This window comes from Mycobacterium sp. RTGN4, assembly GCF_033804635.1.
Lineage (GTDB): Bacteria > Actinomycetota > Actinomycetes > Mycobacteriales > Mycobacteriaceae > Mycobacterium.
This window is the reverse complement of sequence record NZ_JAPZLB010000005.1, coordinates 91,975-113,819: the sequence shown is the minus strand read 5'-3', so window position 1 is coordinate 113,819 and position 21,845 is coordinate 91,975. Positions and strand designations below refer to the sequence as shown.

21 protein-coding genes are annotated in these 21,845 nt (G+C 66.9%); 9 read left to right on the top strand and 12 right to left on the bottom strand.

Going from position 1 to position 21,845, the window contains the following annotated elements; genetic code table 11:
- Positions 1–75: 75 nt before the first annotated feature.
- The gene (gene metE, locus SLQ30_RS12505) at positions 76–2,346 is read left to right on the top strand and encodes a 5-methyltetrahydropteroyltriglutamate--homocysteine S-methyltransferase (protein WP_319446613.1); all 2,271 of its coding nucleotides are present in this window, start codon (positions 76–78) and stop codon (positions 2,344–2,346) included.
- 114 nt (positions 2,347–2,460) lie between these two features.
- Here metE and SLQ30_RS12500 read toward each other — a convergent pair whose 3' ends face one another.
- A complete protein-coding gene (locus tag SLQ30_RS12500) occupies positions 2,461–3,141 on the bottom strand; it encodes an ANTAR domain-containing protein (protein ID WP_319446612.1) in 681 nt (226 codons plus the stop codon).
- A 142-nt stretch (positions 3,142–3,283) separates the two neighbouring features.
- Positions 3,284–3,577: a hypothetical protein gene (locus tag SLQ30_RS12495; protein ID WP_413468020.1), complete on the bottom strand. Its 294-nt coding sequence runs from the start codon at positions 3,575–3,577 to the stop codon at positions 3,284–3,286.
- 26 nt (positions 3,578–3,603) lie between these two features.
- Between SLQ30_RS12495 and SLQ30_RS12490 the strand changes: the two genes are divergently transcribed.
- The 3 genes from SLQ30_RS12490 to SLQ30_RS12480 are packed head-to-tail and all read left to right on the top strand — an operon-like array spanning position 3,604 to position 7,235.
- Positions 3,604–4,824: an acetyl-CoA acetyltransferase gene (locus tag SLQ30_RS12490; protein ID WP_319446611.1), complete on the top strand. Its 1,221-nt coding sequence runs from the start codon at positions 3,604–3,606 to the stop codon at positions 4,822–4,824.
- Between the two features lie 3 nt (positions 4,825–4,827).
- Entirely contained in the window at positions 4,828–6,345 is a 1,518-nt protein-coding gene (locus SLQ30_RS12485; protein ID WP_319446610.1) for a carotenoid oxygenase family protein, read from the top strand.
- Positions 6,346–6,389: 44 nt separating this feature from the next.
- Entirely contained in the window at positions 6,390–7,235 is an 846-nt protein-coding gene (locus tag SLQ30_RS12480; protein WP_319446916.1) for a winged helix-turn-helix transcriptional regulator, read from the top strand.
- On the opposite strand, the gene SLQ30_RS12475 is transcribed toward SLQ30_RS12480, so the two are convergent.
- Both SLQ30_RS12475 and SLQ30_RS12470 read right to left on the bottom strand, forming a co-directional pair.
- A complete protein-coding gene (locus tag SLQ30_RS12475; RefSeq protein WP_319446609.1) occupies positions 7,232–7,819 on the bottom strand; it encodes a GNAT family protein in 588 nt (195 codons plus the stop codon). The two genes, SLQ30_RS12480 and SLQ30_RS12475, sit on opposite strands and share 4 nt — an antisense overlap.
- Positions 7,816–8,238: a hypothetical protein gene (locus SLQ30_RS12470; protein WP_319446608.1), complete on the bottom strand. Its 423-nt coding sequence runs from the start codon at positions 8,236–8,238 to the stop codon at positions 7,816–7,818. Before SLQ30_RS12470 ends, SLQ30_RS12475 begins: the two co-directional genes overlap by 4 nt.
- 49 nt (positions 8,239–8,287) lie before the next feature.
- Between SLQ30_RS12470 and SLQ30_RS12465 the strand changes: the two genes are divergently transcribed.
- On the top strand, positions 8,288–8,734 hold the full coding sequence (locus SLQ30_RS12465) for a cupin domain-containing protein (protein ID WP_319446607.1): 447 nt from the start codon (positions 8,288–8,290) through the stop codon (positions 8,732–8,734).
- On the opposite strand, the gene SLQ30_RS12460 is transcribed toward SLQ30_RS12465, so the two are convergent.
- Positions 8,724–9,440 (bottom strand): 3-keto-5-aminohexanoate cleavage protein, encoded by a 717-nt coding sequence (locus SLQ30_RS12460; protein ID WP_319446606.1) that lies wholly within the window; start codon positions 9,438–9,440, stop codon positions 8,724–8,726. The two genes, SLQ30_RS12465 and SLQ30_RS12460, sit on opposite strands and share 11 nt — an antisense overlap.
- Before the next feature lie 50 nt (positions 9,441–9,490).
- Between SLQ30_RS12460 and SLQ30_RS12455 the strand changes: the two genes are divergently transcribed.
- The gene (locus SLQ30_RS12455; protein ID WP_319446605.1) at positions 9,491–11,221 is read left to right on the top strand and encodes an NAD-binding protein; all 1,731 of its coding nucleotides are present in this window, start codon (positions 9,491–9,493) and stop codon (positions 11,219–11,221) included.
- Here the strand turns inward: SLQ30_RS12455 and SLQ30_RS12450 are convergent.
- The gene (locus SLQ30_RS12450; protein ID WP_319446604.1) at positions 11,218–12,105 is read right to left on the bottom strand and encodes an amidohydrolase family protein; all 888 of its coding nucleotides are present in this window, start codon (positions 12,103–12,105) and stop codon (positions 11,218–11,220) included. The two genes, SLQ30_RS12455 and SLQ30_RS12450, sit on opposite strands and share 4 nt — an antisense overlap.
- Before the next feature lie 48 nt (positions 12,106–12,153).
- Between SLQ30_RS12450 and SLQ30_RS12445 the strand changes: the two genes are divergently transcribed.
- On the top strand, positions 12,154–12,837 hold the full coding sequence (locus tag SLQ30_RS12445; protein WP_319446603.1) for a GAP family protein: 684 nt from the start codon (positions 12,154–12,156) through the stop codon (positions 12,835–12,837).
- 1 nt (position 12,838) lies between these two features.
- Here the strand turns inward: SLQ30_RS12445 and SLQ30_RS12440 are convergent, their stop codons facing one another.
- Genes SLQ30_RS12440 through SLQ30_RS12415 form a run of 6 tightly spaced genes read right to left on the bottom strand, consistent with a single transcriptional unit; the run spans position 12,839 to position 19,023 of the window.
- Positions 12,839–14,056 carry a cyclopropane-fatty-acyl-phospholipid synthase family protein gene (locus SLQ30_RS12440; RefSeq protein ID WP_319446602.1) on the bottom strand — a complete coding sequence of 406 codons (1,218 nt, stop codon included), beginning with the start codon at positions 14,054–14,056 and terminating at the stop codon, positions 12,839–12,841.
- A complete protein-coding gene (locus tag SLQ30_RS12435) occupies positions 14,053–14,496 on the bottom strand; it encodes an SRPBCC family protein (RefSeq protein ID WP_319446601.1) in 444 nt (147 codons plus the stop codon). Before SLQ30_RS12435 ends, SLQ30_RS12440 begins: the two co-directional genes overlap by 4 nt.
- 4 nt (positions 14,497–14,500) lie before the next feature.
- On the bottom strand, positions 14,501–14,710 hold the full coding sequence (locus SLQ30_RS12430; protein WP_319446600.1) for an antitoxin: 210 nt from the start codon (positions 14,708–14,710) through the stop codon (positions 14,501–14,503).
- A 22-nt stretch (positions 14,711–14,732) separates the two neighbouring features.
- On the bottom strand, positions 14,733–17,123 hold the full coding sequence (locus SLQ30_RS12425; protein WP_319446599.1) for a cation-translocating P-type ATPase: 2,391 nt from the start codon (positions 17,121–17,123) through the stop codon (positions 14,733–14,735).
- 49 nt (positions 17,124–17,172) lie between these two features.
- On the bottom strand, positions 17,173–18,288 hold the full coding sequence (locus SLQ30_RS12420) for an MBL fold metallo-hydrolase (protein ID WP_319446598.1): 1,116 nt from the start codon (positions 18,286–18,288) through the stop codon (positions 17,173–17,175).
- On the bottom strand, positions 18,289–19,023 hold the full coding sequence (locus SLQ30_RS12415; protein WP_319446597.1) for an enoyl-CoA hydratase: 735 nt from the start codon (positions 19,021–19,023) through the stop codon (positions 18,289–18,291). It lies immediately after the preceding gene.
- A 37-nt stretch (positions 19,024–19,060) separates the two neighbouring features.
- Between SLQ30_RS12415 and SLQ30_RS12410 the strand changes: the two genes are divergently transcribed.
- Both SLQ30_RS12410 and SLQ30_RS12405 read left to right on the top strand, forming a co-directional pair.
- Positions 19,061–20,533, top strand: a complete 1,473-nt coding sequence (locus SLQ30_RS12410) for a carboxyl transferase domain-containing protein (protein WP_319446596.1) — start codon at positions 19,061–19,063, stop codon at positions 20,531–20,533.
- 44 nt (positions 20,534–20,577) lie between these two features.
- Positions 20,578–21,822 (top strand): HNH endonuclease signature motif containing protein, encoded by a 1,245-nt coding sequence (locus SLQ30_RS12405; RefSeq protein ID WP_319446595.1) that lies wholly within the window; start codon positions 20,578–20,580, stop codon positions 21,820–21,822.
- Positions 21,823–21,845: the final 23 nt, after the last annotated feature.

The following is a 21,845-nucleotide window of genomic DNA, read 5'->3' as shown; positions in this document are numbered from 1 at the left end:
TGACGTTGAACGCGTGGCCGGTTCGGCTGATGGTCCTCGGGCGATGAACCACCGCGTCGCATACGAAGGAACGTCATGACCACTGAACCATTCACCGCAACCATTCTCGGCTCGCCGCGGATCGGACCCAATCGCGAACTCAAACGCGCCACCGAAGGGTATTGGGCCGGACGCGTCAGTCGCGCGGAGCTCGAATCGGTGGCCGCGGACATTCGCCGCAGCACGTGGGCCGGCCTGGCCGCCAACGGACTCGATTCCGTGCCGGTCAACACCTTCTCCTACTACGACCAGGTGCTCGACACCGCCGTGCTGCTCGGTGCCCTGCCTCCGCGAGTAGCGGGCATCGCCGACGACCTCGACCGCTACTTCGCCGCGGCTCGCGGTAACGACGACGTCCAGCCGTTGGAGATGACCAAGTGGTTCGACACCAACTACCACTACATCGTCCCGGAGCTCGGGCCCGACACGAAGTTCACCCTCAACCCGGAGAAGGTGCTCGGCGAACTGAAAGAGGCGCGCGCACAAGGTATTGACGCGCGTCCGGTGATCGTCGGACCGCTGACATTCCTGGCCCTGAGCAAGGCCGTCGGCGGAGCGGGCGCTCCGATCGACCGGTTGGACGAATTGATTTCGCTCTACGGCGCACTGCTCGGACAACTCGTCGATGCGGGGGCCGAGTGGGTACAACTCGACGAGCCGGTACTTGTCACCGACATCCTCGACAACGGGCCCCAGTTGGCCGAACGCACCTATGGCGTGCTGGGCTCGCTGGTGAAGCGACCGGCCATTCTCGTCGCCACCTACTTCGGCGGACTCGACGCTGCATTGCCTGCGCTGGCCCGCACACCCGTCGAGGCCATCGGAGTGGATCTGGTGGCCGGCGACGCTCGGGCGGTGGCCGCCGTGCCCGAACTCGCCAACAAGACCGTCGTCGCAGGCATCGTCGATGGCCGCAACATCTGGCGCACCGACCTCGCCGCGGCCCTCGGCACCCTCGCTTCGTTGCTGGGTTCCGTTGGCGCACTTGCGGTATCCACATCATGCTCGACGCTGCACGTGCCGTACTCGCTGGACCCCGAGACCGAGCCGGACGATCGGCTGCGCAGCTGGTTGGCCTTCGGCAGCGAGAAGGTGACGGAAGTCGCGACGCTGGCGAAGGCGATGCGCGACGACCGCGACTCGGTCTCCGACGCGATCGAAGCGTCGAACGCGGCGATCGCGTCGCGGCGCACCGATCAAAGGCTCCGCAACGGCCACATCCGGGCCCGCATCGAGTCGATCACCGCATCGGGCACCCAGCGCGGCTCGGCAGCGGCGCGGCGGGAGAGTCAGAACGCGCGGCTGCACCTTCCGCCCCTGCCGACGACCACCATCGGCTCGTACCCGCAGACCTCGGCGATCCGCATCGCCCGCGCCGCGCTGCGCAAGGGTGAAATCGACCAAGCCGAGTACGTCGCTCGGATGAAGTCGGAGATCGCCGAAGTCATTGCACTGCAAGAGCAATTGGGTCTTGACGTGCTTGTGCACGGCGAGCCGGAGCGCAACGACATGGTGCAGTACTTCGCCGAACAACTCGACGGGTTCTTCGCCACGCAGAACGGCTGGGTGCAGTCCTACGGCACCCGGTGCGTGCGCCCGCCGATCCTGTTCGGCGACGTCGGGCGCCCCCAGCCGATGACCGTCGAGTGGGCCACCTACGCGCAGTCGCTGACGAGCAAGCCGGTCAAGGGCATGCTGACCGGTCCGGTGACGATTCTGGCGTGGTCGTTCGTCCGCGACGATCAGCCGCTCGCCGACACCGCCAACCAGATCGCGCTGGCGATCCGGGACGAGACCGTCGACCTGCAGGCCGCGGGCATCGCGATCATTCAGGTCGACGAACCCGCCCTGCGCGAACTGTTGCCGTTGCGGTCGAAGGACAAGGGCGAGTATCTAACGTGGGCAGTCGGCGCGTTCCGGCTCGCCACGTCCGGAGTGGCCGATTCGACGCAGATCCACACTCACCTTTGCTATTCAGAGTTCGGCGAAGTGATCGGAGCCATCGCGGACCTCGATGCCGACGTCACCTCGATCGAGGCAGCGCGTTCCCACATGGAGGTACTCGACGACCTCAATGCCGTCGGGTTCTCGAACTCCGTGGGTCCGGGTGTGTACGACATTCACTCACCGCGGGTGCCAGGAACGGCCGAGATCGCCGAGTCGCTGCGCGCAGCGTTGAAAGCCGTTCCGGCCGAACGGTTGTGGGTCAACCCGGACTGCGGGCTCAAGACCCGTGGCACCGAAGAAGTCGTCGAGTCGCTGCGAAATCTGGTCGCCGCTACCGCTCAGGTGCGCGCCGACGGCTGAGCGTCCATCCCGCCGAATGTCGACTTATGTCACGCGCGCTCGAGAATGGCGTGGCATAAGTCGACACTCGGCCGGGGTGGCGGAACCGTCCGACGGGAAACCAGCGCTTCGGCGTCAGTCGCCCCGAGTGTCGATCACGCGCAGTGCGACGTCGATGAGCTTGGTGTTGGTGTCCTGGGACAGGTGACGGAGCATGCCGAACGCTTGGACGTCGTCGATCTTGAATCGCTCCATGATGATGCCCTTGGCCTGCCCTATGCGATCCCGCGTCGATAGTGCCGACTGGAGTTGATCACCCTCGCGACTGGCCAGGATCGCCGCGGCCGCGTGCGCCGCCAGCACCATGCCGATGGTCTCGGCTTCGGTATCCCACAGCTTGGGCTCGTACCCGAACAGGTTGAGCGCGCCCGCGGTGCGGTCGGCGGTGTACAGCTTGAACGACAGCCCGCTGAGCACGCCGAGCTGGACGACCTCAGGCGAATAGTTGGGCCACTTCGACTCGTTGCGGAAGTCGTCCGTGCGCACGACGATCTCCGATAGTGCCGCCGTGACACAGGGGCCCTCGAGGTAGCGCATCTGGAGTTCGTCGAGCTTGAACATGAGGTCGTTGGTGGGTGCGAGCGTTTCGAAGCTGCCCGCCTTGCCGACGAGCAGCACGCCAGCGATGTCGACGCCGGGGATGAGCTCCTTGGCGGTCGCCGTGACGTCGGCCAGCACTTCGTCGACCTTGCGTAGCGCGATGGTCCTGGCCAGTTCGGCCATCCGGAGGGCGAGGTCGTGGTTCTGCGACGTCATGTCCGCCATCTTCCTCTGTCGATCGGTGTGCGCGGAAGTTTGTGCATCCCACGCGCGGGCAATGCTCGCATATAGATGGACTCGGTAGTCGACGCCCGAGTACGTCTAGGTCTCGCCGGTTCAGCAAGAGCCGGCGAGACCGTCAGGCGGCGACCATCACCTCGAGGGAGAGCCTGTCGCCGATCGCGTGTACCGCGGGCCAGTTGTTGGCGCGGGCGGCCCTGGCGAGCTCCTCTGCCAGTGGGCTGTCCACGCCGAATTCGGCCAGCCAGGTCGAGACGACCGATGCGATTCCGTCCCCCGAGACGCGTGCCGAGCGCCCGACGTGCAACCGATCGACGAGTTCGTAGGTGATCTTGTGTGCCTTCATGTAGGTGAGAGGCGGCAGGCCCGCGGGATGATGCGACAGATTTCCGCGACCATTCCGCCCAGTCACTCTGTTAGTTGTAGTACCGTGCGGTCATGACCAGCGTGTGGATCCTCGGTGGCTACCAAAGCGACTTCGCGCGCAATCTGCACCGCGAGGGCGTCGACTTCGCAGGACTCACCGCCGAGGTGGTGAACTCGACGCTCGAGGCCGCCAAGATCGACGCGTCCGACATCGGCGTCGTCCACGTGGGAAATGCCTTCGGCGAGCTTTTCGCTGGTCAGGGACACCTCGGCGCCATGCCGGCCACCATGGTCGACGGGCTGTGGGACACCCCGTCATCGCGACACGAGGCCGCGTGCGCGTCGGGCAGCATCGCCACGCTCGCCGCGATCGCCGACCTGCGCTCCGGCGCATACGAAACGGCACTCGTCGTCGGCGTGGAACTCGAGAAGACGGTGCCAGGCGACACCGCCGCGCAGCACCTTGGCGCAGCCGCGTGGATCGGCCACGAGGGCAGCGAGGCCACGTTCATGTGGCCGTACATGTTCTCGTCGGTCGCCGAGGAGTACGACCGTCGGTACGGCATCGACGAGCTTCACCTGCGGGCGATCGCCCAGCTCAACTTCGCCAACGCGCGCAACAACCCCAACGCCCAGACCCGCGAGTGGACGGTGCCGGACCTGATGGCCGGGACCAGCGACGTGGAGACCAACCCCGTCGTCGAGGGCAGATTGCGGCGCTTCGACTGCAGCCAGATGACGGACGGCGGCGCGGGCCTGGTGCTGGTCACCGACGACTACCTGCGCGACCATCCCGACGCGCGACCCATCGGGCGCATCGAAGGGTGGGGCCACCGCACGGTCGGCCTCGGAATGAAGCAGAAGTTCGAGCACTCCGCGACCGATCCCTACGTGATGCCGCACGTCCGGCGGGCCGTGCTGGACGCCTTCACCCGCGCCCGCGTCACGCTCGACGACCTCGACGGCATCGAGGTACACGACTGCTTCACCCCAAGCGAGTACATGGCGATCGACCACATCGGGCTGACTGGTCCCGGCGAATCGTGGAAGGCCATCGAGAACGGCGAACTCGAGCCGGGCGGACGGTTGCCGATGAACCCCAGCGGCGGGCTCATCGGCGGCGGCCATCCCGTCGGCGCATCAGGGGTACGCATGCTGCTGGACGCGGCCAAGCAGGTCAGTGGCGGGGCTGGCGACTACCAAGTCGACGGCGCCAAGACGTTCGGCACGCTCAACTTCGGCGGAAGTACCGCCACCACAGTCAGTTTCGTCGTCGGTACCGCGAAGGAGTAGGCCATGGACGTTGAAGTAGTCGGCAAGTTTCTGTCCACGCTGCCAGAGGACGACGACCACCCGTATCGCACCGGGCCGTGGCTCCCCCAGAGCACGGAGTGGGACGCCGACGACCTGACCGTCGTCGAGGGTGAGCTGCCGCGCGACCTCGACGGTGTCTACCTGCGCAACACCGAGAACCCGCTGCATCCCGCGTTGAAGTACTACCACCCGTTCGACGGAGACGGCATGGTGCACGTCGTCGGCTTTCGCGAAGGAAAGGCGTTCTACCGCAATCGATTCGTTCGTACCGACGGGTTCGCCGAGGAACTCGACGCAAATGGTCCGCTGTGGCCGGGTATCGGGGAGCCCGTCGAACTCGCGCGCCGCGACTACGGTTGGGGCGCAAGGACATTGATGAAGGATGCGTCGTCCACCGACGTCATCGTGCACCGGGGCACCGCGCTGACCAGCCACTATCAGTGCGGCGACATGTACCGCATCGACCCCTACTCCGGCGACACGCTCGGCAAGGAGGACTGGCGCGGCGCGTTCCCGTTCGAATGGGGAGTCTCGGCGCACCCCAAGGTCGACGACAGGACCGGCGAACTGCTGTTCTTCAACTACAGCAAGCAGGCGCCGTACATGCACTACGGCGTCGTCGATGCCAACAACGAACTCGTGCACCTCGTCGACGTCCCGCTGCCAGGGCCGCGACTGCCCCACGACATGGCGTTTACCGAGAACTACGTGATCCTCAACGACTTTCCACTGTTCTGGGATCCCGCGATGCTCGAGCACAACGTGCACCTACCGCGGCTGCACCGGGACATGCCGTCGCGCTTCGCCGTCATTCCGCGGCGTGGAGACACCTCGCAGATCATGTGGTTCGAAGCGGACCCGACGTATGTGCTGCACTTCCCGAACGCCTACGAGGACGGCGACGAACTTGTGCTCGACGGCTTCTTCCAGGGCGACCCCGAACCCGCCGACGACGGCGTTGGCGACAAGTGGCAGCGCAGGTTCCGGTTCCTCGCCATGGACCGCATGCAGACTCGCCTGCACCGGTGGCGGTTCAACCTCAAGACCGGTGCGACGCGCGAAGAACGCCTATCCGACAGCATCTCCGAGTTCGGCATGGTCAATTCCTGCTATGCCGGTCGCCCCTACCGCTACACCTACGCGGCGACGGGCAAGCCGGGCTGGTTCCTGTTCGACGGGCTGGTCAAACACGACCTGCACACCGGCTCCGAAGAACGCATCGGGTTCGGCGACGGTGTCTATGGCAGCGAGACGGCCATGGCGCCGCGCGTGGGCAGCACGGCGGAGGACGACGGCTACCTCGTCACGATCACCACCGACATGAACGACGACGCGTCCTACTGCCTGGTGTTCGACGCGGCCAGGGTGGGCGATGGTCCGGTATGCAAACTGGCACTACCGGAACGGGTTTCGAGCGGCACCCACGCCACGTGGGCGGACGGCTCGGAACTGCGGCGCTGGCGGTCGACCGACACCGCGGCCGCAGCGATCGGGCTCTAGTGCCGACCGAGCTACCCGCAGGCGGAACAAACGCCGTCGGCCGGATGCTCGGAGTGCTCGGCGACGAGTGGACGCTGCTCATCCTCCAGCAGGCGGCGCTCGGCGCAACGCGGTACGGCGAGTTCCTTGCGCGCCTGCCGATCTCCCACGCGGTACTCACGCAGCGGCTGACGGCGATGACCGCCGATGGACTCTTGGCGCGGCGGGCGTATGAGGTCAAACCGCCGCGCTCGGATTACGTGCTCACCCCGCGGGGGCGAGGGGTTTGGCCGGTGCTGGTGTCGATCTGGGAGTGGGAACGCCATTGGGTGACCGACCATGCCGAGCGGCTACCCGCGATGCACCACACGGGTTGCGGTGCAGACTTCGCACCCGTGCTGTGCTGCCGCGCGTGCGGCGTGGCAGTGACGGAGAAGGAGCTTGTTGTCCAATGGGGTCCAAGTGGCTCCTGGTCACGATCCATGCCCGTCCACTCGACGCGGCGCCGGTCGACCAGCGGCCGAGCCGGGCTGTTCCCCCAGACCATGAACATCCTCGGGAACCGTTGGGGCTTCGCTCTTCTGGTGGCGGCCTTCGTCGGAACCAGTCGGTTCGGTGACTTCGCAGCTCAACTTGGGGCGCCACCGGGATCGCTGACCGACCGGCTTCAGATCTTCACCGCCAGCGGGGTGCTGACGGCGACGGATGGCCGCTACCGGCTCACCGAGAAGGGCCGCGCGGTGTTCCCCATCCTCATCACCGCCTTGCAGTGGGCGCAACACTGCTTTCATGCGCCGGAGGGCCCAGCGGTCGAACTGACGCACACGGGTTGCGGCGCGGACTTCGAGGCGACGTTGACGTGTGACCAGTGCGCGGTGCTGCTGCACGGTGCGGAGGTAGCGACGCGCTAAGGGCGGTCCAGCCGGAAGCGCAGATTGTTGCGCACCGCAGGCCATTCCACGTCGAGGATCGAATACACCACGGTGTCCCGCCGCGACCCGTCCGGCAGCAGCTGCTGGCTGCGCAGAATCCCGTCCAGCTTGGCGCCAAGGCGTTCGATGGCCGCGCGACTGGTCGAGTTGAAGAAGTGCGTACGGAATTCGACTGCAATGCAGCCCAACTCGTCGAAGGCATGGCTCAGCATGAGCAGCTTGCTCTCCGTGTTCACCCCCGTCCGCCGGACCGAAGCCGAGAACCAGGTGTTCCCAATCTCGAGCCGACGGTTCGGCGGGTCGACGTTGAGATAGCTCGACGAACCGACGACGACGCCGTCCGGCCTGCGGGCCACGAAGGTCAGCCCGGTGTCGGGGTGCTGCAGGGCCAGCCGCATGTCGATCCATTGCTCCGCCGTCTGTGGTGAAGGCGCATGGGTGAACCACAAGCCGCCGACGTCCCCGTCTGCGGACGCCGTCGCGATTTCGGGAGCGTGCGCGCGAGTGAGTGGCTCCAGCGAGACCCAGCGTGGTCCGGTGAGCACGACCGGTTCGACGTTCATCGCGCGCCCCACGCCACGACCATGGCCAACACCGAAAGTGCAATGGCGATGACGATCGTGACGACTCCGATGTAGAACCCGTACCCCGCTGCGACGGGCGCCCCCACGTAGAGCCGGTAGTACCAGAGCGTCATCACCGCCAACAGCACCGAGATCCCCAGCGCCGCAGCCGAAGAGCTCCGTGGTGACAGGTTTCGCGCCGACATCGCAGCCGCCACCATCAGCGTCGACGTCAAGATCACGATCAGCTGTCCGACGCCGAACCCGTGCGGCGGTACAGCGATCTGGCCGACCCTGCCACCGATCGCACTGGCCCGCCCGCCACCGTCGGTGGTCGTGGTCAGCCATGGCAGCCACGCGCTGACCAGGATTACCGTCGCGCACACCACCACCAACCATCCGGGGCGCAGCCGAGCCATGTTTACGAGACTATCGGGTGCCATCCCGGCGTCGACGTAGGCTGGCCCCATGGCGGACCTACCCGGCTGGGCACAGCGGCTCGAGCTAGCCCCGCACCCGGAAGGGGGCTGGTTTCGGGAAACGTGGCGCAGCGACCTGACCTTCCGCCAGCCCGCACTACCTCAGGACTACAACGGGCCCCGCAGCGCGGGCACCGCGATTCTGTTCCTCCTGATGCCCGGTCAGCAGTCGGCATGGCACACGGTCCGCAGCGCCGAACTATGGCTCTACCACCGCGGCAGTCCACTGCTGCTCGAGGTCGGGCAGGAACAGGACAGTGCGACAACGCTTTTGCTCGGCAGCGACGTCGACGCAGGCGAACAGCCGCAACTGCTCGTTCCGCCAGGACACTGGCAACGGGCCCGCCCCCGCGACGACGAGCCCACGCTGGTGAGCTGCGTCGTGGTACCCGGATTCGACTTCGCCGACTTCGCGCTGGCCGGCCCTACCGACTGAGCAGAGCCACTGCCGCCGACACCAGCGCGGCGTTGTCGGGTGTGGTCGTTCCGTCCGGCAGCTTCAGCGTGTCCTCCATCCCGATTCGGGTCTGAACGCCCACGATGCCTGCGTGTTCCAAAAGCGGCCAACAGCTTTCGTCGAGCCCGTGCAACAGCACGGGCGCCGGGGAACCCACGGCACGGACCCTGGCGAGCATGTCGTCGGCGACCGCGACGTCCTCGTGACCCTGCAGTTCGATCATCACCCGCATGCAGTGCTTTGCGATGTCGGACTCCGCCCATGACGCGGCGGCCTCGGCGTGGAAGAGCCCCACTTCGACGCCAAGGCCCCTGCCGAGCAGCACCTCCGCCAGTTCGGGTGAGCCAGGTTCGTGCCAATTCAACGAGGCGAAGTCGGGCAGGATCGTCCACCCCTGAACCGCCCGCTTGCGCGCCTCGGCATCCGGAAGCGCCCAGAACCCGGTCGTCACGCCGAGCGGCAGTCCCGGCGCCGCCGCCCGCACCGCCGCCACCGCCGCGTCGACGGCGGCCGGCTCCAGCGAGTCCCTTCCGTCCGCCGCCTTGGGGTGCATGTGAACCGCCTGCGCCCCAGCCTGATGCGCGGCGACGGCCGCGGCCGCCAGCTGGTCGGGCGTCACCGGCAGGTTCGGGTGCTGGTCAGGTGTGCGGGCCCCGTTGATGCAGGCCTTGATGTAGCTGGGCATGAGTACATCTTCACCCGTCGCGGCGAAGGTTTCCGAAGTAGCGTGCATCCATGCCAGGCCACACCATCGTCTGCGGCTCCGATGCGCTGGCGGGCCGCATCGCCGACGGGTTGCGCGACGCCGGCTCGGTCGTGGTGCCCTGCGACGACGCGAACGGACTTACCGACGCCGGGATCACCGACGCCGCGGCCGTCGTGTGCGTTGGCGCAAACGACGCGGTCAACCTGGAAGTAGCGCTATTGGCGCGGCAACTCAACCACGACGTACGGGTCGTGACGCGGCTGGCCAACAGCGTGCTGCGCGAAGCCGTCGCGATCGGCAACGGACCGGGCGCAGTACTCGACGTCGCGGATCTCGCCGCGCCTTCCGTGGTGGAAGCGTGCCTGTCCCGCACCACCCACGTCATCTCTGCGGCGGGCATCGAATTCGTCGTCTCGGGTACCGACGCGCCGCGCGACGCAACGCTGCGGGAGCTCTTCGGCGACCTCGCACCGGTGGCGGTGGTCCGCGACGAGAACTCGTCAACCCCTGGCGAAGTGGTGGCCTGCCCCGGACGCGACGTCCGCGTCCACGCTGGCGACTGGACGGCCATGATCGGCACCGCGGAGGAGTTGGTCGCGCAAGGCATCGAGGTCGCTTCGCCGGCGACCGCGCAGACCGCAGTCGGCCATCCGGGTGCGCGGGGATACCACCAGCATCGTCGGAAACCACTGAGGCGCGTCCTCGATGCGGTGCGGGCGTTTCGGGACGACGTGAACCCGAACTTCTTCAAGGCATTCGCGGCGTCGATGTCACTGTTGTTGACCGCAACGGTCTTGCTGCGCTTCACATATCACAAGCCGGGCATGAGTTTCATCGACGCCTTGTACTTCTCGACCGAGACCATCGCCACCGTCGGATACGGCGACTTCAGCTTCGTCGGTCAACCCACCTGGCTGCGCCTGTTCGGCATCGGGCTGATGTTCGCGGGCGTGACGTCGACGGCGGTGTTGATGGCGTTCGTCGCCGACCTGCTGTTGTCCCGTCGCATCACTCAGAATGCGGGCCTGCGGAAGGTGCGCGAGCTCAACGACCACGTCATCGTGGTTGGGCTCGGCTCGTTCGGGATTCGGGTGGTCGCCGACTTGAAGGCCGCGGGCCACGACGTCGTCGTCATCGAGCGCAACCCCGACAACCGATTCCTTTCTTCGGCAGCCGAACTCGGCGTGCCCGTGATCTTCGGTGACTCGACATTGGCCGCGACGCTGGACTCGGCCCGAATCGACGACGCCGTCGCGGTCGCGGTGCTGACCCAGGACGACATGGTCAACATCGAGACCGGCATCGTGTTGCGCGAACGGCTGGGCGTGCGCTGGATGCGATCCGCGGACACCCCTGGTGTACCCGTGGTGCTGCGGGTGTACGACCGCGCGCTTGGCGCCGCCGTCGCGCACCGCTTTGGATTCGAAAATGTGCGCTCGACAGTGGAATTGGCCGCGCCGTGGTTCATCGGCGCCGCCCTCGGACTGCAGGTGCTCAACACGTTCTCGGTGGGTCAGACCTCATTCATGGTGGGTGGCGTGTACGTCGAGCGGGGCAGCGGGCTCGACGGGACTCGGATGGATGAGATGTCGACGCAAACTCGGGTCATCGCGATCACGACGCCTGGCCAGCCGGTCCGATTGCACCCCCGCCGCGATACCCGACTGAGTGCGGGCGACACTGCCTACCTGGTGGGGCCTTACCGCGAGCTGCTCGACACGTTGCGCAAGGGCCAGCGGGTCAGCCCCGCGATCTCCTAGCGCAATCCGAGCACCCGCAACGCGTTCTCCTTGTAGACCAGCGGCGCTAGCTCGGCGTCGAGGTCGAGCGCCGCGAAGTCCCGCTCCCAACGGTCGAGCTGGACGTACGGGTAGTCGGTGCCGAAGAGTGCCTTCGTGCGCAACTGCCGACCCAGCGCACGGACGAGTTGGGGCGGAAAGTACTTCGGCGAGTAACCCGAGAGGTCGACGTAGACATTGGACTTGTGGGTGGCGATCGCGATCTGCGCATCGACCCACGGGACCGCCGGGTGCGCCATCACGATCGTCAGGTTCGGGAAGTCGGCGGCGACGTCGTCGAGCAAGACCGGATCGCTGTAGCGCATCTTGATGCCGTGCCCGCCTGGCAGCCCGGACCCCAACCCGGTCTGCCCGGTGTGGAACAGCGCAGGCAGACCCGCATCGGCGATGGCCGCATAGATCGGGTAGTAGCGGCGGTCGTTGGGCTCGAAGGCCTGCACGCTCGGGTGGAACTTGAAGCCCTTCACCCCGAGCGCGATCTGCTCGCCCACCTGCGCGACGACGCTTTCGGATAACGGATCCACGGAGCCGAACGGAATCAGCACGTCGTTGTTCCTCGCGCACCCGGCGATCAGGTCCTCGACGGAGTTCGGTGCATGACCGGTCGCCGTCTCGGCATCGATCGTGAAGACGACCGCGGCCGCGTTGCGCTGACGATAGTGTTCGGCGAGTTCATCGACCGATGCGGCCGCGGTGTCACCCATCTTGAAATACGACCGTGTCGCGTCGACGAGTTCGTCGTCGTAGGCGTTGTGCCCGTGGCAATCGACTTCCACGTGGGTGTGGATGTCGATGGCCCTGACTGCGTCGAAATCGATTCCGTATTCGTAGGTTTCGGCGGCCACTCGGCGCAGTGTAGTCAGCGGGCCTTCGGCATGGAAGGGTGACGAACCGTGGGTAACGCAATTGGAGAGTTGCTGCCGCTCGCCGTCGCGCTGGCGGTCGGACCGCTTCCGATCATCGCCATCATGCTGATTCTGACCTCCGAAGGGGCCAGGTCGAAGGGCATGGCGTTCGCCGGAGGCCGCTTGGTCGGCCTGATTCTGCTCGTCAGCGCCGCGCTGGTGATCTTCTCGGCGATCAACGATCCGACCCTGGGCCATCGTGGGCATCCCTCGCCCGTGGTGTCGATCCTGAGGATCGTGGTCGGCGTCGTGCTCATCGGCCTGGCCGCCAGGATGTGGCGGCGCCGCGGAGCCGAATCGAACGGTCAGCCCAGCCGGCTGGTCCGTCGGGTCGACGGCCTGACGGTGCGGGGTTCGTTCGGAATGGGCTTGGCGGTGACCGCCATCGATCCGGCGAGCATTTCCATCGGGATACTGGTCGGGTTGGACATCGCGTCCGTCAGACTGCCCGTGTTGGCGGACGTACTCTTCGTCGTGGTGTTCGTGTTGGCTGCGACGGTGACCGTCACCGGGCCCGTGCTGGCCTACCTGGCAGGCGGCGAGGCCGCGCAGCGTCGACTCACTGGGCTCAAGGGCTGGCTGCTCGCCAACGAGAAGACGGTGATGATGGTGCTCTTCGTCTTGATTGGCGCGTTGCTGATCGGGCGCGGCATCCGCGAGTTGGCCGGCTGATTTAGCTCTTGCGCGCCAGGATCTGGTCGACGCCCATCCGGCCCTGCTCGAACGCCAGCCCGCCGCCGACGAGATACAACCGCCATACCCGCGCAACCTCTTCACCCTGCAACGCGACGAACTGGTCGTACCGCTGCTCGAACGTCTCCAGCCAGTGCGCGACGGTGCGCACGTACTGCTCACGCATGGCCTCGACGTCGCGAATCTCGAAGCCGCCGTATTGCAGATGTCGCACGGTCTGCCACAACGGCCGCATGTGCATGTCGGGTGCGATGTACGACTCGATGAAGGGGCCACCACCTGGTGCGGCATCGGCACTGCGCGACATCTGTTGCAGCAGAAGATGTCCACCTGGCTCGAGCGCGCGGTGCATGACGTCGACGTAGCTCGGGTAATGCTCCTCGCCGACGTGCTCGCCCATCTCGATGGAACTGACCGCGTCGAATGACGCTGGTGGATCATCGAATTCGCGGTAGTGCTGCAGCCGAACCTCGACGCGACCGATGAGCCCGTGCTCCGCAACACGGGCCTCGATGAAGTCGCGTTGCTCGGTCGAAAGCGTGATGCCGGTGGCGTGCACGCCGTGGTTGCGGGCCGCGTACAGAATCATCGAACCCCACCCGCAGCCGACGTCGAGCAACCGCTGACCTTGCTTCAATTCCAGCTTGCGACAGACGAGTTCGAGCTTGGCCGTCTGCGCGTCGTGCAGCGACTGGCCGTCGTCGGTGTAATAGGCCGACGAGTAGGCCATGTGGTCGTCGAGCAGCAACTGGTAGAAGTCGTTCGACAGGTCGTAGTGGTGCGCGATGGCGGCGCGGTCACGCAACCGGGTGTGCAGGCGGCCGCTCAGTCGTGCCTCGGACGCGGGTGGCCGCGGCGGCGGTCCGACCGCGCCGAGCCTGATGGCCGCCAGTGCTGCGGAAGCCTTGCCGCGCCAGCCCGTCGGCGCCGGAGGGCGCTCCGCCGCGATGGCCCACACCCTGCGGAGGCCGTCGGCAAGGTCACCTTCGACGTCGATGTCGCCCGTGACGTATGCACGGGCCAAACCCATTTCGCCAGGCGCCCACAGCAAGCGGCGTAATGCCTTGCGGCGCTTGATGACCAAGACCGGAGTGTTGGCGGGCCCAGCCTCGCTGCCGTCCCAGGCCCGCACGCGAACGGGCAGCTCGATACCGGCCGCGTCACGCACAAGCGCCGCCAGCCGGTCCGCAGCGGTCACGGCGCGAAGACGGACTTGAACGTGTCCAGCGACGCCCGGATGTCGCCCTTGAGCGCACCCGCGACGAGCATGCCAATGGGCCCGAAGAGCGCCGGACCGCCGAGGTGCACGTCGAACGTCACCGTCGACCCTTCGGGATCCTGCTCGGCAGGCTTGATCTTCCCGATGAGCTTGACCTTCACGCCGCCCTTGCCGTCACCGTTGAGCGTCAAGGCTTCCGGCGGTTTGTAGTTGACGACGGTCCACCTGATGAGGTTGGGCATGCCCTTGACCTCGACGATGGAGACCAGTTGCGTGCCCTTCTCCAAGGTTTCGGGCAGCTTGCTACGCCACACCCGGTGGATACTCAGCCACTCCTTGTAGCGAGAAAGATCGGACGCCGCCTCCCATGCCTTTTCCGGTGACAGGGGGACGTCGACCGAGACTGACAGCTTCGCCATCGACCTACGAGGTGGGAGGCGGTGCCGCCGGAGGCGGAGTCTGCGGGTTCGTCCCGTCAACGGCCTTCTTCGCGACGTCCTGCACCTTGTCGACGGCGCCCTTGTACTTGTCGCCCGTCTTCGAGTCGACGACGTCGCCGACCTTGTCGATCGCAGAGTCGACCTTGTCGGCGTTCTTCGACAGCAGGCCCTTCAACGTATCTATGAATCCCATGACCCCAGCCTAATGGGCCTGGCTAGCCCTCTGGATCCGTTCGCCACAACGTACGGCGCTCTCCCAGCATCCGACCCTGAATCCACCAGCTGGCCTCGATCAGCGCAGCCCCGAAAAGACCGATGACCAGCGCCAATGCCGTGGCTTGAACATTCGAAGGGTCCAGCATGAACTTCTCGCGGGCCCACGGCAGAGAAAAGATCACGACGTACGCCAACCCTGACGCCGCGACCAACACCACCCGCCACCACTCGTAGGGCCGGGCCACCACTGCGAGCACCCACACCGCGCAGACCAGAAGCGTGATCAGCGCCGACGTCGACGCCTGCGTCTGTTCCAGCCAAGTCGACGCACGCCCCTGGTACGCGAGCAGATACGACGTGAACGTCGCGATGCCCACGACGAGCCCCGAGGGCAGCGCCGAGGTCATCACCCTGCGTACGAACCCGGAGTGTGCGCGTTCGCGGTTGGGTGCCAGCGACAGGATGAACGCGGGTATACCGATGGTGAACCAGGCCGCGATCGTGACGTGAATCGGTTGGAACGGGAACAACAGCGGATCGGTACCGAAGAACTTCGACGACAGCCCAGCCAATCCGACCAGTACCGCCAGCAGCACGGAGTACACGGTCTTGGTGAGGAACAGGTTGGAGACGCGCTCGATGTTGCCGATGACGCGACGGCCCTCGCCGACCACATAGGGCAACGTCGCAAATTTGTTGTCCAGCAACACGATCTGAGCCACGGCCCGCGACGCGGAGCTACCCGATCCCATGGCGACGCCGATGTCGGCATCCTTGAGCGCGAGCACGTCGTTGACGCCGTCGCCCGTCATCGCAACCGTGTTGCCCCGCGCTTGCAGCGCATGCACCATGGCGCGGTTCTGATCCGGCCGCACCCGGCCGAAGGTGGTGTACTCCTCGAGCGTGTCAGCCAGTGCATCCGCGTCCTCGGGCAGTTGCCTCGCGTCCATCGTCTCGCCGTGCAGTCCCAGCGAGTCGGCTACCGCACCGACGGACACCGCGTTGTCGCCGGAGATGACCTTGACCGTAACCTTCTGCGCGGCAAAGTAATCCAGGGTGTCACGGGCATCGGGTCGGACGCGTTGCTCGAGCACGACCAGCGCAGCAGGGGTGACCTCACCGGGCGCGTCGTCGGCATCGACGGGGCGATCGGCGGAACCCAGCAGCAGCACCCGCAGCCCTTGCGCTCCGATGCGCTCGGCCTGCTCCGCTTCAGCCGACGCCGGGTCGAGTAGCACGTCGGGCGCCCCGATGACCCAGTTGCCGTGCTCGCCGTACGACGTCCCGCTCCACTTCGTCGCCGACTTGAACGGCGCGCTCGCCGTCGCCGTCCAGCCCGGCGGCATCTTGTACGCCTCGCCGATCGCGACCATGCTGGCGTTGGGGTGGGTGTCGTCGCTGGCGAGCTGAGCCAGTACGTCGCCGACGTCCTGCGCGCTCAGCACCTTGAGATCGCTTACCCGCATACCGTTCTCGGTCAAAGTGCCGGTCTTGTCGGCACACACCACATTGACTCGGGCCAGCCCCTCGATGGCCGGCAGTTCCTGCACAAGACATTGGCGGCGGCCTAGTCGGACCACGCCGACGGCGAACGCGATGGAGGTCATCAGCACCAGGCCTTCTGGCACCATCGGCACCAGCGCACCGACCATGCGCAACACCGATTCCCGCCAGCCCGCGTCGGTGGTGAACAGCTGGGTGTAGATGATCAGGAGGCCGGCCGGGATCAGCAGGTAGGTGATGAACTGCAGGATCTTGTTTATGCCAGTACGCAATTCGGACTTGACCAAGGTGAACTTGCTGGCCTCCTCCGCCAACTTCGCGGCATACGCCTCGTGGCCGACCTTGGTGGCCCGGTATGCGCCGCTACCCGAGACCACGAAGCTGCCCGACTTCACCTCGTCGCCTGCGGCCTTGTCCACCGGGTCGGCTTCACCGGTAAGCAGTGATTCGTCGACCTCGAGGTTCGCCTCCTCGAGAACTTCTCCGTCGACGACGATCTGGTCACCGGGCCCGAGTTCGATGACGTCGTCGAGCACGACCTCGCTCGGCGCGAGTGCGGCCGTCCCGGATTGCCTGCGCACCATGGGTTTCGCCTGACCGACGATCGCCAGCTTGTCGAGCGTTTGCTTGGCGCGCAGTTCCTGGATGATGCCGATCGCGCTGTTGGCGACGATGAGGATGCCGAACAGGCCGTTGATCAGCGACCCGGTGCTCAACACGATGAGGAACAGCACGCCGAGAATCGCATTGATTCTGGTGAATACATTGGCACGGACGATCTCGGACACGGAGCGGGCGGCCCGGCTGGGGACGTCGTTGGTCTTGCCCGCCGCAACCCGTGCTGCCACCTCGGCATCGGAAAGGCCTACGGCAAGTGCACTAATCATCTCGTAAGGCTGAGTCGCGGAACATCGGTGAACGCTGCACACCAGCACGCTAGCCGGTCAACGTCCTCCACCATGGGTCTATCGGCCCCGCGCCGGATTCGATGCGCTGGCCCGGCCGTGGCGTTGCCACCGCCACGCGCTCTTCCTCGGCGGCCGTGATCATTCGCTCCACCGGCTCGGACCATGGGTGCGGCGCGAGCCGGAACGTCGCCCAGTGGATGGGCACCAGCAGACCGGAATCGGTGATGTCCCGGTGCGCGCGGACCGCGTCCTCCGGATTCATGTGAATGTCCGGCCAACCCGGGTGGTACGCGCCGATCGGCATCAGCGTGAGGTCGAACGGGCCGTGATCGGAGCCGATGTCGGCAAAGCTCTTGGTGTAGCCGGTATCTCCGCCGAAGAAGGCACGGTGTGCTGGCCCGATCAACGCCCAGGACGCCCACAGCGTGACGTTGCGGTTCACGAACCGCCCGGAGAAGTGCCGTGCCGGCGTGCACACCAGGGTGAGTTCGCCGAGCGTCGCGCTCTCGTTCCAGTCGAGTTCGACGATCCGGTCGGCCGGGATGTGCCACCGGCGCAGATGCGCACCGATGCCGAGCGGCACGAAGAACTTCGCGCGCTGCATGCGAGCCAGTTGCCTCACGGTGTCGACGTCAAGGTGGTCGTAGTGGTCGTGACTGATGATCACGGCGTCGATGGCGGGCAGCGCCTCCAACGCCGACGGCGGTGGATGGAGTCGCTTGGGGCCGATGGCGTGCGACGGCGAACACCGTTCGCTCCACACCGGATCGGCGAGCACGCGGTAACCATCGATTTCGATGACGGCCGACGAGTGGCCGTACCAGGTGACGGCCAGGTCGGCGGCGGCCAGTCCAACCGCGGGCGTCACCAGCGGAACCGACGCAGAAGGATGTTGATTGACGCTGCCCGCGACGACTTCGCGCGCCAGCAAGAACTGCTCCTGACGGCTCAGGCTGACGTCCGATGCGGGTTCAAGATTGGCGAACACGCCGTCGCGGTAATTCGGCGAGCGCTTCGCAACGGCGTCGATCTCGACCGGGGACGCACCGAGCGCCGACGGGGCGCCCTGCAGCGCGCGCAACGCCCAGCCCCCGCCGACGATGGCGGCGGTGCCACCAGCCAGCCGGACCGCCGCGCGCAGCATCTAGGCGCCCTGGAAGTTCGGCGGCCGCTTCTCGATGCGGGCCACCTGGGCCTCGATGACGTCTTGACTACTCCAGGCCTTGTCGAACAGCTCCTGGTGGGCCGGCCACGGATCTTCGTACGCACCGTCGTCGTTGAGCACCCGCTTGGCGTGCTGGATGGCCAGCGGAGCGTAGTCGGCGAGCTGCGCGGCCCAGGCCTGCGCGTCGGCCAGCGTGCCCAGCCGGTTGGCCAACCCCGTTTGGAGCGCGACGTCCGCGGTGAGCCGGTCGGCGGCCATCAACATGCCACGCGCCCGCCCTGCGCCCACCAAGGACGTCAGGCGGCGGATGCTCCAGTTGTCGAGTGCCAAACCGTATTTCGCGACGGGAAACTGGAAGTAGGCATCGGGACTGACGACGCGCAGATCGCAGATCATCGAGAGAATGACACCGGCCCCGATCGCCGGCCCGTTGATCGCGCCGATGACGGGGATCGGCGCCGCATCGATCGCGAGGTTCAGCGCCTTGGCCTTGTCCGGCAGCTTCTCCGCCATCCCCGCCGCATCGGTCAGGTCGGCACCGGAACTGAAGACGTGGCCTGCGCCGGTGAGCACGATGGCGCGCACGTCCTGGGCGGCGGCGTGCTCGATTGCCTCCCGCAAACCATCGACGAGCTCGCAGTTCAGCGCGTTGCGACGGTCCTCGCGTTGCATCTCCAGGGTCATCACGTCGCCGTCGCGGGTAACTCCAATCATGGGTCAAGCCTATCCACCGTCCGGTTAGCCTTGCGCTGTGAGCCGGATCGGCGCTGTTGCGCTGCGCGACGCCGTGTTGGACGAGGGGTCGTTCGTCAGCTGGGACGTCGCCCCGTTGGACGTGCATCCCGACGATTCCTACCGCGCTGAACTGGCCGAAGCCCGGGCGAAGACGGGTCTCGACGAAGCGGTGTTGACGGGCGAGGGCACGGTGTTCGGGCGCAGGGTCGCGGTGGTGGCCTGCGAGTTCGACTTCCTGGCCGGCTCGATCGGAGTAGCCGCCGCCGAGCGCATCACTGCGGCGGTGGAACGCGCGACGGCCGAGCGGCTGCCCTTGGTGGCGTCGCCGAGTTCAGGGGGCACCCGCATGCAGGAGGGCACGGTCGCCTTCCTGCAGATGGTCAAGATCGCCGCGGCCGTCGAACTACACAAACAGGCCCACCTGCCCTATCTGGTCTACCTCCGTCATCCGACGACCGGCGGGGTCTTCGCGTCGTGGGGTTCGCTGGGCCACGTCACGGCGGCCGAACCGGGCGCTTTGATCGGCTTCCTGGGGCCACGGGTGTACGAGCACCTCTACGGCGAGCCGTTCCCGGACGGCATCCAAACCGCGGAGAACCTGCATCGCCACGGCGTCATCGACGGGGTGGTGCCGCTCGAACTGCTGCGCGCGACGCTGAACCGCGCCTTGAAAGTGGTGGCCGATGCGCCGGGGGCTCCGCCTGCGACACCGGCCGAAGAAGCGGTGCCCGACGTACCCGCGTGGGATTCCGTCGAGGCGTCCCGGCGGCCCGACCGGCCCGGGATCAACTACGTGCTGCGCCATGGGACGACGGAACGCGTGCTGCTCTCGGGGACCGAACGGGGTGAAGCGGCGACGACGGTGCTTGCGCTGGCCCGGTTCGGCGGTCAGCCCGCGGTGGTTGTCGGGCAGCAGCGGCTGGTCGGTGGGCTGGCCGGACCCGCCGCGCTTCGGGAAGCCCGCCGCGGCATGGCGCTGGCCGCCGGGTTGAAGCTGCCGCTGGTACTCGTCATCGACACCGCGGGGCCCGCACTGTCGGTGGAAGCCGAGCAGGATGGCCTGGCCGGTGAAATCGCCCGCTGCCTGGCCGATCTCGTCACGCTCGACACCCCGACGGTCTCGGTGCTGCTCGGCCAGGGCAGCGGCGGGCCGGCGCTGGCGATGGTGCCCGCCGACCGGGTGTTGGCCGCACTGCACGGTTGGCTGGCCCCCCTCCCGCCGGAAGGAGCCAGCGCGATCGTCTTCCGCGATATCGCCCATGCCCCGGAACTCGCTGCGGCACAGGGCATTCGGTCGGCTGACCTGATGCACAACGGAATCGTCGACGCGATCGTGCCCGAACACCCCGACGCCGCGGACACCCCTGCGGACTTCACCGAGCGGCTGTCGGCGACCATCGCGGCCGAACTCCATCAATTGCGGTCGGTGCCGGACGACGCCCGACTGGCCGCCCGGCTGCGCCGATATCGCCGCATCGGGCTGCGCTAGATCGCGCGAAATTTGTTGTCGGACCTGTCTGCTTTGATGGCGGTATGTCCTCGACCGCAGCCGCTTTGGACACCGAGATGCTCCCCAAGGAACGGCTTGAGGTGCTGTTCGAGCAGTTGGCGGAGTTGACCGGTCAGCGCAACGCGATCGACGGGCGCATCGTCGACATCGTGGCCGAGATCGACCACGACGAGTTGGCCGGCATGACCGGCGCCCGGTCGGTCGCGGCGCTGGTGGCGTGGAAGACCGGGGTGTCACCGGCGAACGCCCACACGATCGCCACCGTCGCGCACCGGCTGCAGGAGTTCCCGCGCTGCGCCGAGGGGATGCGGGAGGGCCGGTTCTCGCTGGATCAGGTCGGCGTCATCGCCGACCGCGCGGCCGACGGCTCCGATGCGCACTACGCCGAACTGGCCGCCGTGGCGACGGTCAGCCAACTGCGTACCGCGGTCAAACTGGAACCGCGCCCCGACCCCGACCCGCGGCCCGAACCGCTGCGGTCGATCACCAAGACCAGCGATGAGCAGTCGGCCACCTGGCGCATCACCCTGCCCCACGCAGAGGCGGCCACCTTCGACGCCGCCCTGCAATCGCACCAGGACGCGCTGGTCGCCGAACGGAAACGCGTCCACGCCGACGGTGCCTCCGAGCAGACCCCACCATTTCCCGGTGCGGTCGACGGGTTCATGAGCCTGATCGAGGCCGGCTGGGACACCGAAGTGGCGCGCCGCCCGCACGGGCAACGCACCACCGTGGTCGTGCACCTCGACCTCGACACCCACCTCGGGGCACTGCATCTGGGACCGGTGCTGACCGACGACGAACGCCAGTATGTGACCTGTGATGCCACCTGGGAGGTCTGGTTCCAACGCCACGGCCAGGTCATCGGATCCGGACGCGACACCCGGCAGCTGAGTCGACGGTTGCGCCGCGCCCTCGAACACCGCGACCGCTGCTGTGTGGTGCCCGGCTGCGGGGCCACCCGCGGACTGCACGCCCACCACATCCAGCACTGGGAAGACGGCGGCCCCACCGAACTACCGAACCTGGTGCTCCTCTGCCCCCATCACCACCGGGCACATCACCGCGGCGTCATCACCATCACCGGACCCGCCGACCACCTCATCGTCACCGACAACGCCGGCCGACCACTCAGTTCGGCGTCGTTGGCCCGCCCACCGACCACACCCCCACCCGCAGTCCCACCCTGCCCCGGGCCCACCGGCGAACGCGCCGACTGGTGGTGGTACGACCCCTTCCAACCACAACCACCACCAACCGGCAACTGACACGGCTCACTGCGAAAGTTGTT

Bases quoted from the DNA above. Each gene is read 5' to 3' on its own strand.
- SLQ30_RS12475 (WP_319446609.1), bottom strand. From the start codon at position 7,819: ATGAACGTCGAACCGGTCGTGCTCACCGGACCACGCTGGGTCTCGCTG.
- SLQ30_RS12420 (WP_319446598.1), bottom strand. From the start codon at position 18,288: ATGCTGCGCGCGGCGGTCCGGCTGGCTGGTGGCACCGCCGCCATCGTC.
- SLQ30_RS12415 (WP_319446597.1), bottom strand. From the start codon at position 19,023: ATGATTGGAGTTACCCGCGACGGCGACGTGATGACCCTGGAGATGCAA.
- SLQ30_RS12425 (WP_319446599.1), bottom strand. From the start codon at position 17,123: ATGATTAGTGCACTTGCCGTAGGCCTTTCCGATGCCGAGGTGGCAGCA.
- SLQ30_RS12480 (WP_319446916.1), top strand. From the start codon at position 6,390: ATGCTCGGAGTGCTCGGCGACGAGTGGACGCTGCTCATCCTCCAGCAG.
- metE (WP_319446613.1), top strand. From the start codon at position 76: ATGACCACTGAACCATTCACCGCAACCATTCTCGGCTCGCCGCGGATC.
- SLQ30_RS12490 (WP_319446611.1), top strand. From the start codon at position 3,604: ATGACCAGCGTGTGGATCCTCGGTGGCTACCAAAGCGACTTCGCGCGC.
- SLQ30_RS12470 (WP_319446608.1), bottom strand. From the start codon at position 8,238: ATGGCTCGGCTGCGCCCCGGATGGTTGGTGGTGGTGTGCGCGACGGTA.
- SLQ30_RS12500 (WP_319446612.1), bottom strand. From the start codon at position 3,141: ATGACGTCGCAGAACCACGACCTCGCCCTCCGGATGGCCGAACTGGCC.
- SLQ30_RS12435 (WP_319446601.1), bottom strand. From the start codon at position 14,496: ATGGCGAAGCTGTCAGTCTCGGTCGACGTCCCCCTGTCACCGGAAAAG.
- SLQ30_RS12460 (WP_319446606.1), bottom strand. From the start codon at position 9,440: ATGCCCAGCTACATCAAGGCCTGCATCAACGGGGCCCGCACACCTGAC.
- SLQ30_RS12485 (WP_319446610.1), top strand. From the start codon at position 4,828: ATGGACGTTGAAGTAGTCGGCAAGTTTCTGTCCACGCTGCCAGAGGAC.
- SLQ30_RS12430 (WP_319446600.1), bottom strand. From the start codon at position 14,710: ATGGGATTCATAGATACGTTGAAGGGCCTGCTGTCGAAGAACGCCGAC.
- SLQ30_RS12455 (WP_319446605.1), top strand. From the start codon at position 9,491: ATGCCAGGCCACACCATCGTCTGCGGCTCCGATGCGCTGGCGGGCCGC.
- SLQ30_RS12405 (WP_319446595.1), top strand. From the start codon at position 20,578: ATGTCCTCGACCGCAGCCGCTTTGGACACCGAGATGCTCCCCAAGGAA.
- SLQ30_RS12465 (WP_319446607.1), top strand. From the start codon at position 8,288: ATGGCGGACCTACCCGGCTGGGCACAGCGGCTCGAGCTAGCCCCGCAC.